Below are 17,840 nucleotides of genomic sequence, written 5' to 3'. Positions count from 1 at the left end.
CTTGTAATCGTTTACATAGGTTAATATAATATATTTTGCATGAAATGTCAATAGTTTTTTTAAAATTTAATAAATTTAACCATTTTATTGAAATTTATGGTAAAATTTTTTATGAGAGGGAAGTGAAAGAGAGGTGAACAATATGGCAATCCCTAAGTACCAATACATAAAAGACGAACTCAAAAGTAAGATTATCTCAGGTCAATTTGAAAATGGAGATAAATTTTATACAGAAGCTGAGCTAATCACAATGTACGATGTGAGTTCTATTACCGTTGTCAGAGCTCTAAACGAGTTAGCAAAAGATGGGTACATTATCCGCCAACAAGGAAAAGGAACATTTGTGTCACGCGCCCGCAAGCACAAACTTGTTGAATTTTCTGACATTGAGATATTTCCTACCCAAACTGATCAAGTGACCGTTTTATCGATCGAACGTGGAAACGACTTAACAATTCTTGACAAGTTAGAGCTAAAGGGACATCAATTTTACTATAAAATTGAGAGGCTCCGTAAAGCAAAAGATATCCCCTACATCTATCATCAAACTTATATTCCAGAGCAGTATATCAATGCCAACTATCCAAATCTTGAATATTATAGCTCTATCTACAACCGCTTTAAACAAGACTATCATATCCACATGAATGATGAGCACTTTGAAGAAACAAATGAAATCATCTTCCCGACACCAAAAACTGTTGCAACATTACTGGACATTGACACAAACTTCCCAACGGTCTTCCAAGTAAAAACAACACAGTTAGAAAGCACAGGGCAAATTCTAGAGTATAGCGAAGCCTACAAACGTGGCGACTTCTTTAAAATCAAGTTCGTGTCACGCAGTGGAAATCATTAATTATTTTTACGTAAAGAACATCTGAGCGTCAGTTGTTCTTTTTTATATCTTAAAATTATTATAATCTATCTAGACCAATTTTGAAACAAAAAAGTACTATTTCGAAAAAATATATACTAAACACGAGACAAACTACTGTTCATCTCGCGTTTGTTTTATTTTAGGGAACTATATCGCAGTTTACACCAATCACAATATGGAGTATTTCGAAACAAGATTTTTGTAAATTTAACAATCATACTTTGTGGTTGTGTACAAGTATATAATTCCTTTATTTTAAATATCTTGCCTTTGATATTCTTACATCATGCTTAAAACAAGATTATAAAGCAAAGCCCCTACAACACCACCAACGATTGGACCCAAAACCGGAATCCAAGCATAGGACCAGTCAGAATCTCCTTTATTCGCAATTGGTAAAATAGCATGCATGATACGCGGTCCCAAATCCCTTGCCGGATTGATCGCATAACCTGTCGTTGGACCAAGTGAAAAACCGACTGCAAAAATAACCATTCCTACGATGATAGGTCCTAGACCAGCAGCAACTTTATTAGGTCCAATTGCCATAATCGTAATGACGAGAACAGCCGTTCCCAATGCTTCACCTAAAAAGTTAGAGGCTGTATGGCGAATGGCTGGACCAGTTGAAAAACTAGCTAAAATCAAGCCGGAATCTTTCGTTTCAACCCAGTGAGGATAGTAATGAAGCCATAGAACGAAAGCTGCAACCATTGCACCCAGCATTTGTGCAATAATGAAAGGAAAGACTTGCCCCCAACTAATCGCTCCAATAGAGGCCATTGCGAATGTGACCGCTGGATTCAAGTGAGCTGGACTAAAAAATCCGGATACATAAACCGCTACGGTACAGGCAATCCCCCAGCCTAAAACGATAGCAACCCAGCCGGTTCCTTCTTCTTTCGTCTTGCTCAAAACATTCCCGGCAACAACCCCGTCGCCAAGCAATACTAGGATAAAAGTTCCTAAAAATTCACCGAGATACTGAATCATAATCAAACTCCTTTATTTCTTAATTTCTAACTCTTTCAATTGTTCTTGTATAGTCGCCAAATCTGCACCAGCTTGCAAAAGAGCAGCCGCAGTATAAGCTCCTTCAACAATGGGAACATTGTTAATGATGATGTCTTTATCTGAAAAATCTGCTACTAGCTCCAGATTCATGCGAGCCGATCCAAGATCAAAGAAAGCTAAAATCTTCTCTGCTTCATTGGCTTCTACAATCGTTTGGACTTGCTCAAAACTTGTACCAATACCTCCATCTTCTGTACCCCCTACATAGGTCAGTAAGACATCTTTGGCGACTTCTGAAATTAAATCCACAACGCCTTGAGCGATCCATTTTGAATGAGAAACCACGACAATCCCAACTTCTGTCATGCCAGTCCCTCCGCTTCTAGCAAGGCTTCAAAAAGCAAGCCTGATGAATACGAACCTGGATCAATATGCCCAATCGAACGTTCACCCACATAAGAAGCTCGACCTTTCGTTGCTTTCATATCTTTGGTTGATTCAACCAAAGCACGAATGGTTTCTTTGGTCAATTCTTCTCTTCGAATCGCTTCTACCACACCAGCCCAGACATCTACCATCGTTTTTTCACCGACGCTCGCTTTCCCACGCTTTTGAATCATATCAAGTCCTGCTTGAACAGCATCCACCAAGCTAGTGCCTTCCTTCTCAGCCTTCATTATTCCCATAAAGGCTGAGCCGTAAAGGGGGCCAGAGGCCCCGCCAACCTTGCTAAGCAATTGCATGGAGACAACTTGAAAGACTTCTGCTGAATTGGCAAAATCCTTTCCTTCCAAATTTTCAACGACAGCTGCCATACCACGCGCCATATTTCCTCCGTGATCCCCGTCACCAATAGGGGTGTCTAACTCTGACAGATAGTCTTTATTTGCTTGAATTTTTTCGTTAAAGAGAAGCATCCATTTCTTTGCTAATTCTGCATCCATATCATACCTCCTACCAAGCAATTGTTGTAACAGGACTATTTAATGCGTCTACCCATTCTTTGTGCTCTAGCTTGATAAAGGTCAAAGAAATGCCTGCCATGTCAATAGATGTCATGTAGTTTCCTAATTTCTTATAGATAACTTCCAGACCTGCTGTTGCAAGGATTCCAGCCACATCGTTTGCAAAGACATACTGTTCCATGAGCGGTGTTGCACCCATGCCATTGATAAGGATTCCGATTTTATCACCTGCTTTGAGTTCAAAAGAGTCTTTCAATTTTTCCACTAATTCTTGTGCCAATTCTTTAGACGGCTGCATTTTTTCTTTGCGATAACCAGGTTCTCCATGAATGCCGATTCCAAATTCAATTTCGTCATCAGCTAAGATAAAGCCGGGTTTCCCAACTTCAGGAACTGTTGCTCCGCTGAGAGCCAACCCAACCGTATGAATCTGAGTAACCAATTCATCAGCCAATGCCTTGATTTCACTCAATGATTTTCCGGCACGCGCCGCATGACCTAAAATCTTATGTACAAAAATCGTACCCGCAACACCGCGTCGACCTTGCGTGTAAAGGCTATTTTCTACAGCAATATCATCATCGACAACAACACTTGCCACCTCGATTCCTTCCATTTCTGCCATATCTTGTGCCATTTCAAAATTCATGATGTCACCAGAATAATTCTTGATAACCATGAACACACCTTCGCCCTCGTCTGCTTCTTTGATTGCTTGCAAGACTTGGTCAGGAGTTGGCGAAGTAAAGACCGCTCCGCAAATCGCAGCCGAAAGCATACCGTTGCCCACAAAGCCAGCATGTGCAGGCTCATGGCCGCTACCGCCACCTGAGATAATAGCTACTTTGCCAGACTTTTCGCTATTTCGGGCAATGATGTCAAAGCCTTCTACACGATGCACCAAATCACTGTGGATATAAGCCAAACCGTCCAGCATTTCGTCCACAACAGCCGTTGGTTGATTGATAATTTTTTTCATAGGTGTCCTCCATTTCTCGGCGCTTCTCTAAAATGAGCAATTCGCCCTAAAAAGAAAGCGCTATCATTTTGATATTATTTTAACATTTTATCTTACCGAAAGCAAATTCTGCCACATCCTAGAATAGAAGAAAGCATCAAATTAGTTGACAATAAAAAGTAGACAGCGTATACTAAAAATAGATAAGTAGACAGCGTATACTTTAGGAGAAAATGAATGAAACGCAATACTGCCCAGCTGAAAGAACAACTCATCCAAACAGGGATTGACGAAATCGGAAAACACGGAATTGAACAGCTTTCGCTCAGGACTGTTGCCAAGGCCTGCGGTGTAACTCACGGCAGCCCTTACCGCCATTTTGAGAGCAAGGAAGGCTACCTCAAGGTGGTTTTGACTCAGCTTTCGCTGTTTCTCAATCAGGAAATCAATCAGAGTATGGATGCGACAGGTTCTGCGCGTGATCAGCTGACCCAGCTTGGACTTAATTTCATTCTTTTTGCCAAGACCTACCCTCATTTTTTCGAAGCTCTCTTTATCAAATTCCCTTTTAAATATATGAAGGTGACGCAGGACACAATTCTCTTGGAGTCGGACTTGCCTGGATTTGATAAATTTAAGGAGCTTGTTTTAAAGCTTCGCAAGGAGGAAAATTTTAGCAATAGCGAAGCAGAAAGCCTTTTTCACTTTTGGAGCTTTATCACAGGTCTGGCCGTTCTGACCAACAGTCCTATCGGACAAGACCTTGATCCTCAAGCCATCCAAAGCACAATCGAACACATGCTTGACATTTATATCAAAGGAGAACGATCATGAAAACCTTGATTATTTACACCCACCCCAGCCCAACTGGCTTCAATGCTGCTATTCTCAAAGAAGTTCAAAGCAATCTTTCTAAGAAGCACGAAGTGAAAACCTTGGACTTGTATGCTGAAAATTTTGATCCGATTTTGCGCTTTGACCATGAACATAGACGCCGTGACCTGCACAAAGACCCTGAAATGGCAAAATACCGGGATTTGATTACTTGGGCAGACCATCTGATTTTCATTTTCCCTATCTGGTGGAGCGGTATGCCGGCCATTCTTAAAGGCTTTATCGATCGCGTCTTTGCGGCTGACTTCGCCTACTCTTATAAGAAAGTCGGACTCCAAGGCCACCTGCAAGGCAAGTCCGGCTGGATTATCACCAGTCATAATACTCCAGCCTTTGCTCTACCTTTCGTCCAAGACTATGGCAAAGTGCTTAAAAATCAAATCCTGAAACCTTGCGGTATTTCTCCAGTCAAACTGACTGAACTCAACAGTGTAGAACGCAAAACAGACCAACAACGCCAAGAAATGCTCAAGAAAATCGGGCAGCTGGCCAGTCAAATTTAAGATAAAGAAAACAGGAGTGGGAAAGAACTTCAAATAAGTTAAAAAAGTTCGTTTTCCCACCCCCGCCCAGTTGATTAAGTCATCTTTGGAGCTTAAAAGCGAAAGAAGATGCCAATCAACCACTGCGTCATCTATTTTTCTAATTTAAATTCAAAAGCCTGGACTTTTTGCCCAGGCTCATTTTTATGTTTAATCTAGCCCCACGCGCTTGAAGATTTCATCTACTCGTTTGGTGTAGTATGCTGGATTGAAGATTTCGTCGATTTCCTCTTGACTAAGGCGTGAGGTTACTTCTGGATCTGCTTCCAGGAGTGGTTTGAAGTCTACTTGGTTATCCCAAGAGTAGGCTGTTTTTGGTTGCACCAAGTCATAGGCTTGCTCACGGGTCATGCCTTTTTCAATCAAGGTCAACATAGCACGTTGGCTAAAGATAAGACCAAAAGTAGAGTTCATGTTGCGGATCATGTTTTCAGGGAAGACCGTCAAGTTCTTAACGATATTTCCAAAACGGTTGAGCATATAGTCAATCAAAATGGTCGTATCTGGTGTGATGATACGCTCAGCTGATGAGTGAGAGATGTCACGTTCGTGCCAGAGAGCTACGTTCTCATAGGCTGTTATCATGTGACCACGGATAACACGCGCAAGACCTGTCATGTTTTCAGAACCGATAGGATTGCGTTTGTGAGGCATAGCTGATGAACCTTTTTGCCCCTTAGCAAAGAATTCTTCCACTTCGCGTTGTTCTGATTTTTGAAGACCACGGATCTCCGTTGCCATACGCTCGATCGAAGTTGCAATGCTGGCAAGAACCGCAAAATACTCAGCGTGAAGGTCACGAGGAAGGACTTGTGTAGAGATTTCTTGGGCACGGATACCCAATTTTTCGCAGACATATTCCTCTACAAATGGTGGGATGTTGGCAAAGTTCCCAACCGCACCAGAAATCTTACCAGCTTCCACACCAGCAGCCGCATGTTCAAAACGCTCGATATTGCGCTTCATTTCGCTGTACCAAGTCGCCAATTTAAGACCAAAAGTTGTAGGCTCAGCGTGCACACCGTGGGTACGACCCATCATGATGGTGAACTTGTGCTCCTTAGCCTTATCAGCGATGATGTTAAGGAAGTTTTCAAGGTCCTTGCGGATGATGTCGTTGGCCTGCTTGTAGAGGTAACCGTAGGCCGTATCCACCACGTCAGTAGAAGTCAATCCATAGTGAACCCACTTACGCTCTTCACCAAGAGTCTCAGAAACCGCACGCGTGAAAGCTACCACATCGTGGCGTGTCTCCTGCTCAATCTCCAAAATACGGTCGATGTCAAAGTCCGCCTTCTCGCGAATCAAAGCCACATCTTCCTTAGGGATTTCCCCCAACTCAGCCCATGCCTCGTCAGCCAAGATTTCCACCTCAAGCCAAGCACGGTATTTATTTTCTTCACTCCAAATGTTCGCCATTTCGGGGCGGCTATATCTTTCAATCATGTTTAATTTTCCTTTCGATATTTCTAATTGCTAAAGACACTTCTAATCATCTTATCTTTTAGGAAGAGTATATAAACTAAAAATATATAAAGTCTTGATTTTCCCCACAATCAACCAATGCAACATTTGAATCAAGCAAATCTTTGTAAAAATTATTTATATTTTGTTGATTCCCTTGGGTAAAAATGTAACTCGCGTTTAGTTCTGACTTATAACCATATCTTCCTGATTGATATCCTTTGCTCCTCAAATACGACCTGACTATTGTATTATTAATTATATTATTTTTTATTAAATAATATATAAAATATCTATAGTACCATAATTTTCCTGAAAATCGTGATTGATTTGGATAATTTCTACAAGTCTCTTCTAGCAAATTATTTATTTTATCTAATAAATCTTTACTATCTAACTCCCGTTTTATATAAATAATAGTTAATAAACAAAGAGAAAAATCATCTACCCTCTCATCTATCAAAGATAATAGATTTTTTTTAGATATAATTCCTCTTGTATTTACATTAAATTGAACAATATAAAGTAAAATTTGATAAAATTCCTGACTAAAATTATTCTTTTTATAATAAAAAATTTTAGATATTAAATTTCTAGTATTTTCTTCAAAATATTTCTGAATTATTTTTTTTGCCCCTACTTTAAGTTTAGAACTTGTAAATAAATCTTCAAACAAATCCATGAATCTATTGGTCAATTCTGGTTTTTTTATAGAAATATCAAATATCTTTTCTAATAACGATGTTTTTGTCTTTGGATTGATATAAAGAAACAATTCATTAATTCTATTTTCTGATAGTTTGCCAAAATATACAATACTTCTTTGAAGACCTGAAAAAATTATTTTTAGCGATCCTTTATTTCCTTTACTTTCTTCAGTAATACATAAATCCAAATAATTATTAATCAAATCTCGTTGCACTGGTGGTTGTTTGGTTATAAAATCACAGCTATCGAAAAAACTAAAAATTTTTAATTTACTCCTATTATTATTTTGTGGGAAATTCTCAATAATAGTTTTTTCTGAATTTAAGTACAAGTTATATTCCCTACATAATAAGTTCACTTGTTCTAAGAATTCTTCTTTTTCTGATTCCATAGAATACGTAAAGGTGAAGTCATCAACATAACGAGCATATTTAAAGCCTTTTTTCTCTATTTCTTTATCAAAATAACACATGAACAACTCAGCTATAATCCTTGAAGCTAAATTTCCTGTTGGAATACCATGAGTCTCTCCATACTGACAAGCTTCAATTAATTTATCCAAATCGTTTGCAAAACCTCCACTTCTACTTAATTTTGCAGTAGCTTTTCCCATTAGCATCCAAGGGATACTATGAGTATATAAAGTGTGATAAAAATTAGATAAATCAAGATGTAGCTGTTTGTTGCCAGAATATAATAATTTTGATTTTATTTCTTCTGTTACAGCATATTTATATTTAGGAGAATCAAAAAACTTAGATGTTGAAAAGTTATTTTCTAAAAAAATATCAATAAACTCATTTTTGTTATCACACATATACTTAATCAAGTTAGTATAGCTATACAAATTTGGAAGTTTATACTGTCTTCTAATCAGACCTTTTTTAGGAATATTAAAGTATATTGGTTCCGTAATTGTCATATCATAACGAGATGACAAACAATTAATAGCTATTTGAGAAAGTTGATTTAAGTTGAACATTCTATAAAATGTTTCTGTACTAAAATAACTATCATCATCTGAATCTTTCTCTTTATTCTTTTTATAAGAGAAATAACCGTATTTAATTAAATACTCTGGATTAAAGATTTCATTATAAACATCTTCTAACAAGGTCACTAAAACTCCTCTTTCCCAATAAACACAGACGGATAGTGAGCTAGTGTATTCAAATCTGTATCCAGTGGTAAATCGTAAATTGCTAGATAGTTTTCTGGGTACTGAGCCACTAGCTCTTCATATTTAGCTTTCACTTTTTCGTGATCGCTACTGGCATACAAGACTTCGACAACTGCTCCCGTCTTATCCTTTTCAACAAATGCATTTACGATTATTTGAATCATAGGCTTCACCTAAAAATCAATCCCTTTCCCAAATTCAACCACACTATCTGGCACATCACTAAACAAAGTCACATGTCCCATCTTGCGGTTGTGCTTCGCTTCTATTTTACCATACATGTGGAGGTGGGCGCTTGGATTTTCTGTGACATATTTTTCAGCAGCCTCGACATGCTGGCCGAGGACATTAAGCATAACAGCAGGCGCATGGAGTTTAATGGCTGGTAATGGTTCTCCGAGAACACCCAAAATATGCGTGTCAAATTGTGAGAAGTCGCAGGCTTCGATCGAGTAGTGTCCTGAGTTGTGGGGGCGTGGGGCGATTTCATTGACGATGATATCATCAGCTGTCGCAAACATTTCCACGCAGAGCGTTCCAGACAGATTAAGCTGTTCTGCGATTCGCACCGCCATAGCTTTGGCCTTGTCTGCTAGACTCTCTGAAATGCGAGCTGGGACGATGGTCTTCGAAAGAATGTTGTTGCGGTGGATATTTTCCTGAACGGGGAAGACCGTCACGTCCTTGCCATTACCTGAGACAATAACTGAGATTTCAAGGTCAAAGTCCACAAATTCTTCCAAGACGCACTCAGCAGAATTGGCTAATTGATTCGCGGCAGCTAAATCGTCGGGTGATTTAATGACGACTTGACCGTGTCCATCATAACCGCCTGTGGCCGTTTTCAAGACGTAAGTCTTGCCCAAATCCAAATCCTCCAAGTCCAAACTAGAGGTCACTACCTTATATGGAGTGATCGTCACGCCAGCCTTGTTGGCGAGGAAGTTCTTTTCAAAAATACGGTTTTGCGAAATGCGTAGTAGATCAGTACCCTGCGGCAGCTGACCGCCTCCTACGACTGCATCAAGACCGTCAGCGTCGACATTTTCAAACTCATAGGTCAGTACGTCGCAACGCTCCGCCAATTGACGCAAAGCATCCACATCATCGTAAGGCGCCACAATCATCTCAGACACGCGCGAGGCAGGACAGTCCGCCGTTGGATCCAGCGTCACCACCTTGTGCCCCATGTAAACCGCCGCGATAGCCATCATCTGACCCAGCTGACCGCCGCCGATGATCCCGATTGTTTTAGATGAGCTCATTACTAGACTCCTCTGCGATTTTTCCTTGTTCTTCAGCAAAATCCGCTAGCGCTGCTGCTAGGTCTTGATCTTCAATCGCCAAGATCCGAAGGGCAGTTAGGGCAGCGTTGGTCGCTCCCGCTTCCCCAATGGCCATAGTTGCCACAGGCACACCACCTGGCATCTGCACAATCGAATAAAGAGAGTCCAGACCGCTGAGCGCGCGTGATTTGACAGGTACACCGATGACAGGCAGTGTTGTTTTAGCTGCCACCATACCCGGCAAATGCGCGGCACCGCCTGCACCTGCAATGATGACCTTGATGCCGCGGCTGCGAGCTTCTTCTGCATGTTTGAACATGAGGTCCGGTGTGCGGTGGGCAGAGACGACTTTCTTTTCATAGGCCACGCCGAAGTTATCCAAAACTTGAGCGGTTTTTTGCATAGTGCTCCAGTCGGATTTGGAACCCATAATAATAGAAATAAGTGGTTTTTTCATAACATTCTTCCTTTTTTGACAGTTTCCTTAAGTAGTGGGGACGTAAGCGACCGCCTATGGCGTTCCATTGCTTAAATTCGAGCCCAGGGTCTCGAAATTTCCCTAGACGATTAACCGTGGTTAATCATCTTTTCACTACGGAAGAAACTGTCGGATTCTAGCAACCTTCGGTTGCTTTAGAAAACACTAATTTTTAAACGAGTAGATTTAATCTTTAATCGCCTTACTCCCGATATCTTGCCGATAAAAGAGGCCTGCTGTTTCTTGTTCTGCAAGTTTCTTATAGATTTTGTCCTGCGCAGCCTTGACGCTGTCGGCTGTAGTAACCAGCATGTAGACGCGGCCGCCGTTTGACAAGAGTAGCTGGCTATTGCCATCAAACTTAGCCCCTGCATAATAGGTGATTATGTCGCCACCGGTCTTTTCTGGCAGAAGCACTCCTTTTTCATAAGCGAGCGGATAGCCATTTGAAGCAACCACCACGCCTAGGGTCACGCCCGAATCCAGCCAAGTGATGTCAGGGTTCCTGCCAGCCAAAATATCCGTGATATTCTGTGCAAAGTCAGAAGTCAGGCGCGGCAGGATAACTTGGGTCTCAGGATCGCCAAAGCGAGAGTTGAACTCGATAACCTTAGGACCGTCCTTAGTCAAGATAAGCCCCGCGTAGAGCACGCCAAGATAAGGGCGGCCCTCAGCAATCATGCCCTCAAGCACTGGCTTGATAATAGCATCAACCGACTGGTCAATCACGCTTTGCGGCAGGTGAGGAACAGGAGCATAGGCACCCATACCGCCTGTATTTGGTCCCTTATCACCATCATAGGCCCGCTTGTGATCCTGCGCCGCAGGCATAATGTAAAACTTGTCCCCATTGACAAAGGCAAAGAGAGAGAATTCCTCGCCATCAAGGAACTCCTCAATAACCACGCGCGCACCCGAGTCGCCGAACTTATTGTCCAGCAGCATTTCATGCGCCGCCTCGACCGCCTGCTCCACGGTTTCAGCCACGACTACTCCCTTACCCAATGCCAAGCCATCCGCCTTGACCACGATTGGAGCGCCCTGCTCTTCGATGTAAGCTTTAGCTTTCTCAAAGTCGGAAAATGTGCCATAGGCTGCTGTCGGAACGCCGTATTTGACCATGATTTCCTTAGCAAAATCCTTAGACCACTCCAGCTCCGCTGCTAACTTAGTCGGACCAAAAGCCTCAAGCCCAGCTTGGTTAAAATCATCAACGATACCAGCCGCTAGCGCATCATCAGGACCAATAAAGGTCCAAGCAATAGCATTTGCTTTGGCAAACTCAATCAACTTGGAATGTTCGGAAATTCTGATATTCACCAAATCCAAACCATCCAGAGTCATGCCATCATTGCCGGGAGCAACAAAGACCTGCTCAACATCCCGAGATGCCAACAACTTCTTGGCAATCGCATGCTCACGACCACCTGAACCAACAACTAAAAGTTTCATAATGCAAGATACCAAGAGCGAACAGAAAAAGCAGCAGAATTTTAATGAATCAACGCAGTGTGCTTGGACACAAGACGATCCCTCTAGATTCCGAGCCTTCCGCTCGGGTTCAATCCCTTTCATTTCACGAATTATACAGGAATATTATAACATATTTGTTCGTAATTTTAAACAAAGGAAAAAAGATAAATGTAACTTGATCATCAACCCCAATAATATACAGTGTAGGTTTAAAAACATTATCTCTAGCATAATCATACCAAGATAAAATTTTTAATTTTAACAATATTGAATGTATTATTTTTTATACTTTTACAAACACCCTTATTTGACCGATTTACTATCCATAAAATACTGCTTTTTCAACTAAATTCTCTATTTAACGAGTAATTATCAGCCACTTAATTAATATTTTTGATAGTTACTTTTATCTCTTATATTTGCATTAATAAAATATTTTACTTTTTTAATAAAGCATTTTCATCCAACTTTTGATGAGTGAATAACTTACCTATTTGTAATTGACTATGATAACCTCCATTTTCTTCGACACCTTCAACCAATTCATAGTTTTTATTCAAAATATCAAAAATATTTGTCATTTTAAAACAATTATGTTTTGGAAAATTCATCAAATTATAAATAAATTTTTCATCAGACAACTCATAAACCACTCCCTCGTCAAAAGAAAGTTTTCCTGTACTAATGTCACCAAATCCCATTAAATCTGTTGTATAGTTACGTTTTACTAAATAAAGATTCCAAACACCTTTATATTGCTCATTTTCAACATTTTTAACAAAATCTCTAAAATCAAAATTTTCTTTTTTGGCTTCTGGAAGAGATAAAAATTTCCCAAATACTGCTTTGATTATTTGTAATTTTGTTTTTCTTTGAAAACCTTTCACCTTTTCTGGATTACCGAATACATTAAAAAATTTTTGATAACTTTCATCATACTTTCCTAAAAATGTATTACAAGCCCTACATAAAGAATAGGTTGTGCGTCCTTCTGGATATAAATCCGTAGCTAAATAACTGTCAAAAATTTCACCAATTACATTTTCATACTTTTCTCCTTTAATAACCTGCTTGTTAATTACATTGTGTATTATAGGTGACTGTATTGTATCTATCATTTTTGTAAAATCAAGAGCTATAATATCATTGTTTCCGACACTTTTTGCAGGATAATGCTCTGCACTTAGTTCAGACTTTTTAAAATAGTTTTGACATAGTGCACACCTGTATTTTCTTTTTTTCTTTGACATATATACCCCCTTTTTCTAACTACAATAATAAGCTACTTTTCCCATTATATCAAATACTTTAGAACATTTTAGGAAATGTTCCAAAAGCAAGCCAAATACCAATCAGAAAAGGCTCGGTAAGTCCATTGCAGAACGTCCAAAAGCCATTAACGATCGCTCTGAATTTGGTCATTAGGAAATTGACTTAGTTCTTGGGAAGAAAACCAAAGGTGAAGCTGTTCTGATGACCTTAGTAGAGCGACAAACACGATTTGCCATTGCTGTGAAACTAGCTGACAAGCAGGCTAGAACAATCAATAGTGCTGTGAAGAAATTATTAACACAGTATCCTATTTCTTCAATCACAGCGGACAATGGTTCTGAATTCAGTCTCTTGTCTGACTTGAAAGGCATTAATGTTTATTTTGCTCATCCTTACTCATCCCATGAGAGAGGTTCAAATGAGAATTTCAATGGTCTCTTGCGAGAGTTTCTACCGAAAGGTGTTTCTCTTAACTTCTTAACAACAGCGGAATTCAATCTCTACGTCTCGGTCATCAATAACAGATCTAGACGACTTCATCAATACTAAACCGCAAATGTTCTGTTTGAACTAGCCCGAACAGCCTAAGAAGAGGAAATCTAATTCAGCTTCGAACCTGTTGCATTTGACTTGACAACAGGGCAACATTATTTTTCTTATTGAACTTCTGAAAAAAGACTTGACAAACAATTCAAAAAAATAAATAATGAATTAGGTGAAAATTATGAAACTAGATGACAAGCAAATTCGAGAAGTTTTAAAAGAAAGATTATCAACATATAAAGATTGTTATATTTATGATGAATTTACTCTTCCTTCAGGTAAGTCAAGAGCCGATTTAGTTGCTGTTAATGGACATTTCACTGCTTATGAAATCAAGAGCGATTTTGACTCTCTCAAAAGATTACTTTCCCAAGTAAAAGAATATGATAAAGTGTTTGAGAAAAATTATATTGTTATTGGAAAAAAATTTATCAATCAGATTGAACCTCAAATTCCCAAACATTGGGGAATCATTCTTGCCTCCACAACAAGGCAAGGTAAGATTACTTTGAATTTTGTACGAATTGCTAAGCTAAACCCCAACTTTTCTTTTCATTCATTTCTTTATTTATTATCAAGCAATCAAATAAAGTATCTAGCTAAAGAATTGCCAAATTATCAAAAAATATATAAGCGAACAGATATCCAGGCAATGATGAAACAAGATATTGTTACAATGATTAACTCTAATGCCTCTAAAAAACAGCAAAATCTGATAAAAAATCTAACTCGTCAAATTTTTAAAGGATATGATATCCGAAACTTATATAAAGATGGAACACTTCTATAGTGTTCCATCTTTACTATATTGAAATAATTATTTATCTAGTTTCATCTATACATAGTTGAATATGGTGATTTAAACCTATAGACACCCAAATACTTGGATTACCTTGATTATTTCCCGTTACGTGAATTTCTTGAATCAATTGCTCGCCCCAACAATGATTCTCATCAAAAATGGGATGTTTACAAATTTCATTGGCCACTGGAAACAGTTTATAATTCCCCCTAAATTGACCATTTCGTACAAAAATATAATTATCTGAGGTCGTATACTTAATTTGTACAGTTGCAGTAAATCCTTTACCCATAGGCAACGGATGAATAGTGCCATAATCACTATATATTAGTTTTTTATGGGTCAAAGTCTGTAATTCATTGAATAGCAATTTCTCATATCTTTGCAAACTGTAATTTTCTTCTCTCTTTACAGGAACCACATCTGGAACTGCACCACTTGAAATTATTATATTTTTTGTATTTAATCTTCTTATGGCACCAGAAACTTTATTTATATCCTCAATAGTGGGCATTTTTGAAATATATCCAAAATCAAATATAATATTTTGAGGAATATCTTGACTATCAGAAACAAGCCAATTACTAACTATAGGATTAAGTTCAGTAAGAGAAATTTTTAAAAAATCACTTACCACAGTGTTATTAGAGAGATTATCCAAATTATATACTAATGAAATATTAGAACTTACAGAATTGATATATTGAATAAGATCTGGAAGCTCATTTTTAGAAAAATTCTTAGTATCTACCAGAAATTTCAGCTTGTAATCTTGGATAATAGAAGAAATTTCTTGCTGATATTTCTTCACTTCATTACTCAATATAAAATTAGGAAGAAAATCAGTCTCAGAAAGTCCTGTAAGATGTGAAACAGCCCTTCGTTCACTTTGTTTAGGGTTCAAATTAATTATATACATACTGCGTCTCAATTCTAAATTTCACTTTGTTTTAATGCTTAAAATATATTAATAATTGAGTGACATTTTTAAATTAAAATTGTATACTCTTTCATTATAACAAAAAAGCAAACTATATAGGGCTTACTTCTCGTCCAATATTTATGTTAAAAATGTTCGCCTTGTCACTTCAGGGAGAGGTGGGCGATCCTATTAACATCATTTTACTAAAGTTATCAGTAATTTGTCAAGAAAGAAATGCTTATTGCCACGACGTCCGCATGAAAAATCCACCCTTCCCAGCTTACTTCTTAGTATAAACATATTTCCTGTTTCTATTGTTGACAGCTACAATAATCTGATGCGATAGTATCCGACGTGATGTCATCATTCCTCTGCTCCTTTTCGAACATTTTACAAATAGAGCAAAGCTGACTCTTCCGTCATCTCACAAATTCACAAAAAAAATAGTTTTTTAATTTTTAATTTCTTTCCCGAATAATCTAAATGGAACTATCCAAATTATTTATTCAAAGGAGATTTATGAAAAAATATAGTCAATTGTTTTTACTATCCAGCGCCCTTTTGAGTGTTTTTTCAGCTCAACTAACAGTTCAAGCCTCGGAAGCAAATAATGCTTCAAAAAGCTCAAATCCAACAACTCTTGCTAGCGATGTTACTGTCAATGTTTCTGGCAATAGCGTTTCTATCAACTACATACGTTCACAAGCCCAAAACCCCTACACCATTTCCCATGCTGTTTGGTCTGATGAAAATGGGCAAGATGACCTTAAATGGTATTCCGCATCTCAAACATCAACAACTGTTGATTTGAGCCAACATTCTGGGTACGGTACTTTCCATGTCCATACATATATCAACATCAATGGAAAAATGATCGGTTTAAATGGAACGACTTTCAAAGTGGAAAAACCCGCTAATAGTACGGTTTCTACAACAGTTTTTGGAAAGAATGCTCAAATATCCTTCACTCGAAACAAGGATCAAACCAATGCTAATATTTTACACGCTGTTTGGTCTGACGAAAAAGGGCAAGATGACATCAAGTGGTATACAGCAGGTCAAAATAAGACAGAAATTGACTTATCTAATCATAGAGGCTATGGCATTTACCATGTTCATACTTATGAAAATAAAAACGGAAAGATGATTGGTTTAAACGGTACCACTTTTAACCTTGAAAAACCAAATCCTACTATCCAAACTAGTTTTCCAGAACCTGGCATCATGGATATTCAGATCAAAAATGTCCCTGAAACAATCTATAAACTTACTGTTCCAACTTGGTCTGATAAAAACGGACAGGATGATCTTCAATGGTATGCAGCTACTAAAAATCATGATGGAAGCTACAATGTTAGAGTTGAGCTAAAAAAACACAACTATGACACAGGAACTTATCACATTCATCTTTACGGAGAAAGCTATGTCAAACCAGAGTTTACTGGCTTAGCTGGAACTACAGTACAAGTTCGTTCCGATCAATTACCTTCGGAAGAAGAGCAAAAGCCATTATTCTCTGTTGAAAATATCAATCAAGAACAAGGAACATATACGGTCACAATTAAGGAAACTTCAAAATCCAAATCCATTCAATCCGTTCGCGTTCCTATTTGGAGTACTACAAATCAGAGTAATATCAAATGGTACACAGCCACTGACAATGGAGACGGAACTTTTTCAACAACCTTTAATATCCGCAATCATCAGGCTTTGTCTGGAACCTATATCAATCATATTTATGTAAAATATAAAGACGGTAGTGAGCATAGTTATGCAACAGATTCGGTTAGCATGTCCGCAGAACAGATAAAAACGAAAGTAGCTGTCACAAAACGCTCGATCTACAATTATGAAGTAACAGTAACAGATGCTTATGGAGATGGAAATATCATCCTGCCTACCTGGTCTGAAGTCAACGGGCAAGATGATATCCAGTGGTACACAGCTACTAAAACTGGAAATGGTATCTACAAGTTCACAATTGATACGCAAAAACACACTGGCAGCGGGCTTTTCCACACACATGTCTACCGCAATCTCAACGGTAAAATGATTGGACTAACAGGTACGAGCTATCAAGTAGAGAAACCTGTTATATCTTTTCAACCCAATTATGCCGCTGCAACTACTTATCCAAAAGGTCAATGCACTTGGGGCGCTAAAGCTCTAGCACCTTGGGCTGGAAATTATTGGGGAAATGGTGGCGATTGGGCTACTAGTGCCAGACGTGCTGGTTTTAAAACAGGAACAACTCCACAAGTCGGAGCCATTATTTGTTGGACAGATGGTAGTTACGGACACGTTGGAGTCGTCACTCACGTCGCCTCAAACACACGCATTCAGATTCAAGAGGCAAACTACGCTGGGAAACAGTACATTGGCAACTTTCGTGGCTGGTTTAATCCCCATACAGCAGGACAAGGTGCAGTTAGCTATATTTATCCAAAATAACTCTCTCT

The 17,840-nt window shown here is 38.7% G+C and carries 17 protein-coding genes and 1 pseudogene; 6 read left to right on the top strand and 12 right to left on the bottom strand.

What is annotated here, in order from left to right:
• The first annotated feature begins 142 nt into the window (after positions 1-142).
• Positions 143-859: a GntR family transcriptional regulator gene (locus tag HMPREF1514_RS00190; RefSeq protein WP_037596314.1), complete on the top strand. Its 717-nt coding sequence runs from the start codon at positions 143-145 to the stop codon at positions 857-859.
• A gap of 300 nt (positions 860-1,159) precedes the next feature.
• Here the strand turns inward: HMPREF1514_RS00190 and HMPREF1514_RS00185 are convergent, their stop codons facing one another.
• The 4 genes from HMPREF1514_RS00185 to dhaK are packed head-to-tail and all read right to left on the bottom strand — an operon-like array spanning position 1,160 to position 3,838.
• Positions 1,160-1,873, bottom strand: coding sequence for an MIP/aquaporin family protein (locus HMPREF1514_RS00185; protein WP_037596312.1), 714 nt, complete (start codon positions 1,871-1,873; stop codon positions 1,160-1,162).
• Between the two features lie 12 nt (positions 1,874-1,885).
• Complete coding sequence (gene dhaM / locus HMPREF1514_RS00180; protein ID WP_003071235.1) at positions 1,886-2,260, bottom strand: dihydroxyacetone kinase phosphoryl donor subunit DhaM; 375 nt, start codon at positions 2,258-2,260, stop codon at positions 1,886-1,888.
• A complete protein-coding gene (gene dhaL, locus HMPREF1514_RS00175; protein ID WP_037596309.1) occupies positions 2,257-2,838 on the bottom strand; it encodes a dihydroxyacetone kinase subunit DhaL in 582 nt (193 codons plus the stop codon). The genes dhaM and dhaL overlap by 4 nt, the downstream gene beginning before the upstream one ends.
• Before the next feature lie 10 nt (positions 2,839-2,848).
• Positions 2,849-3,838, bottom strand: coding sequence for a dihydroxyacetone kinase subunit DhaK (gene dhaK, locus HMPREF1514_RS00170; protein ID WP_037596306.1), 990 nt, complete (start codon positions 3,836-3,838; stop codon positions 2,849-2,851).
• Between the two features lie 216 nt (positions 3,839-4,054).
• On the opposite strand from dhaK, the gene HMPREF1514_RS00165 reads away from it, so the two are divergent.
• Together HMPREF1514_RS00165 and HMPREF1514_RS00160 are read left to right on the top strand one after the other, a co-directional pair.
• Positions 4,055-4,651 (top strand): TetR/AcrR family transcriptional regulator, encoded by a 597-nt coding sequence (locus HMPREF1514_RS00165; RefSeq protein WP_037596303.1) that lies wholly within the window; start codon positions 4,055-4,057, stop codon positions 4,649-4,651.
• The gene (locus tag HMPREF1514_RS00160; protein ID WP_037596300.1) at positions 4,648-5,214 is read left to right on the top strand and encodes an NAD(P)H-dependent oxidoreductase; all 567 of its coding nucleotides are present in this window, start codon (positions 4,648-4,650) and stop codon (positions 5,212-5,214) included. Before HMPREF1514_RS00165 ends, HMPREF1514_RS00160 begins: the two co-directional genes overlap by 4 nt.
• Positions 5,215-5,403: 189 nt before the next feature.
• Here HMPREF1514_RS00160 and purB read toward each other — a convergent pair whose 3' ends face one another.
• The 7 genes from purB to HMPREF1514_RS00125 all read right to left on the bottom strand — a co-directional run bounded on the left by purB (position 5,404) and on the right by HMPREF1514_RS00125 (position 13,092).
• Positions 5,404-6,699 (bottom strand): adenylosuccinate lyase, encoded by a 1,296-nt coding sequence (gene purB, locus HMPREF1514_RS00155; protein WP_037596298.1) that lies wholly within the window; start codon positions 6,697-6,699, stop codon positions 5,404-5,406.
• 76 nt (positions 6,700-6,775) lie between these two features.
• Complete coding sequence (locus HMPREF1514_RS00150) at positions 6,776-8,545, bottom strand: RNA-directed DNA polymerase (RefSeq protein ID WP_232216459.1); 1,770 nt, start codon at positions 8,543-8,545, stop codon at positions 6,776-6,778.
• Positions 8,545-8,769 (bottom strand): hypothetical protein, encoded by a 225-nt coding sequence (locus tag HMPREF1514_RS00145; RefSeq protein WP_037596296.1) that lies wholly within the window; start codon positions 8,767-8,769, stop codon positions 8,545-8,547. The genes HMPREF1514_RS00150 and HMPREF1514_RS00145 overlap by 1 nt, the downstream gene beginning before the upstream one ends.
• 9 nt (positions 8,770-8,778) lie before the next feature.
• Complete coding sequence (gene purK / locus HMPREF1514_RS00140; protein ID WP_037596294.1) at positions 8,779-9,870, bottom strand: 5-(carboxyamino)imidazole ribonucleotide synthase; 1,092 nt, start codon at positions 9,868-9,870, stop codon at positions 8,779-8,781.
• Complete coding sequence (gene purE, locus HMPREF1514_RS00135; RefSeq protein ID WP_037596292.1) at positions 9,857-10,348, bottom strand: 5-(carboxyamino)imidazole ribonucleotide mutase; 492 nt, start codon at positions 10,346-10,348, stop codon at positions 9,857-9,859. Before purE ends, purK begins: the two co-directional genes overlap by 14 nt.
• Before the next feature lie 207 nt (positions 10,349-10,555).
• The gene (purD, locus tag HMPREF1514_RS00130; RefSeq protein ID WP_037596289.1) at positions 10,556-11,821 is read right to left on the bottom strand and encodes a phosphoribosylamine--glycine ligase; all 1,266 of its coding nucleotides are present in this window, start codon (positions 11,819-11,821) and stop codon (positions 10,556-10,558) included.
• Between the two features lie 458 nt (positions 11,822-12,279).
• Positions 12,280-13,092, bottom strand: a complete 813-nt coding sequence (locus HMPREF1514_RS00125) for a hypothetical protein (protein WP_037596286.1) — start codon at positions 13,090-13,092, stop codon at positions 12,280-12,282.
• A 106-nt stretch (positions 13,093-13,198) separates the two neighbouring features.
• On the opposite strand from HMPREF1514_RS00125, the pseudogene HMPREF1514_RS00120 reads away from it, so the two are divergent.
• Together HMPREF1514_RS00120 and HMPREF1514_RS00115 are read left to right on the top strand one after the other, a co-directional pair.
• Positions 13,199-13,663 (top strand): annotated as a pseudogene (locus HMPREF1514_RS00120) (IS30 family transposase); the annotation flags it as partial.
• Positions 13,664-13,838: 175 nt separating this feature from the next.
• Positions 13,839-14,447 (top strand): sce7726 family protein, encoded by a 609-nt coding sequence (locus tag HMPREF1514_RS00115; protein WP_021002278.1) that lies wholly within the window; start codon positions 13,839-13,841, stop codon positions 14,445-14,447.
• Positions 14,448-14,478: 31 nt separating this feature from the next.
• Here the strand turns inward: HMPREF1514_RS00115 and HMPREF1514_RS00110 are convergent, their stop codons facing one another.
• Positions 14,479-15,378, bottom strand: coding sequence for a beta family protein (locus HMPREF1514_RS00110; RefSeq protein ID WP_037596284.1), 900 nt, complete (start codon positions 15,376-15,378; stop codon positions 14,479-14,481).
• 522 nt (positions 15,379-15,900) lie between these two features.
• On the opposite strand from HMPREF1514_RS00110, the gene HMPREF1514_RS00105 reads away from it, so the two are divergent.
• Entirely contained in the window at positions 15,901-17,832 is a 1,932-nt protein-coding gene (locus tag HMPREF1514_RS00105; protein WP_037596282.1) for a GBS Bsp-like repeat-containing protein, read from the top strand.
• The last annotated feature ends 8 nt before the right edge of the window (positions 17,833-17,840 follow it).

The sequence above is a fragment of the Streptococcus sp. AS20 genome (genome assembly GCF_000524255.1).
Lineage (GTDB): Bacteria > Bacillota > Bacilli > Lactobacillales > Streptococcaceae > Streptococcus > Streptococcus constellatus.
The sequence above is the reverse complement of the archived record's forward strand: the minus strand, read 5'-3'. Positions and strand labels throughout refer to the sequence as shown.